Raw genomic sequence first — 776 nt, 5'->3', positions numbered from 1 at the left:
AATCACTTCTTCCGCGGCAAGGACCACCCCTCGGGCGGGGACCAGGTGTTCTTCCAGGGCCACGCGTCCCCGGGCATGTACGCCAGGGCGTTCATGGAAGGCCGCCTCACGGAAGAGGATCTGGACGGGTTCCGTCAGGAAAAGTCCAAGGCCGGTCATGCCCTGTCCTCGTACCCGCACCCGCGGTTGATGCCGGACTTCTGGGAATTCCCCACCGTGTCCATGGGTATCGGCCCGATGAACGCGATCTACCAGGCCCAGTCCAACCGGTACCTGCAGAACCGTGGCATCAAAGACACCTCGGACCAGCAGGTCTGGGCGTTCCTCGGTGACGGGGAAATGGACGAGCCCGAATCCCGTGGCCTGCTCCAGCTCGCCGCGAACGAGAACCTGGACAACCTGAACTTCGTGATCAACTGCAACCTCCAGCGCCTGGACGGACCGGTCCGCGGCAACGGCAAGATCATGCAGGAACTCGAGGCGTTCTTCCGCGGTGCGGGCTGGAACGTGATCAAGGTCGTCTGGGGCCGCGAATGGGACTCGCTCCTGGAAGCGGACACCGACGGGGCGTTGGTGAAAATCATGAACGAAACCCCCGATGGTGACTACCAGACCTACAAGGCCGAGTCCGGCGGGTTCGTCCGTGAACACTTCTTCGGCAAGTCCCCGCAGACCAAGGACATGGTCGCGGACCTGGACGACGAACAGATCTGGGGCCTGAAGCGCGGCGGTCACGACTACCGCAAGGTCTACGCCGCGTACAAGGCAGCGACCGA

General features: G+C 63.3%; 1 protein-coding gene. It reads left to right on the top strand.

Features of this window, described 5'->3' with window-relative positions:
• Window positions 1-776 (top strand): thiamine pyrophosphate-binding protein (locus tag AC1RJY_RS23995; protein ID WP_498603721.1); only part of this gene is annotated, 776 nt, incomplete at both ends.

The organism is Arthrobacter sp. GW822-FHT05G07 (genome assembly GCF_058799755.1).
This window is presented reverse-complemented; position numbering and strand designations above follow the sequence as displayed.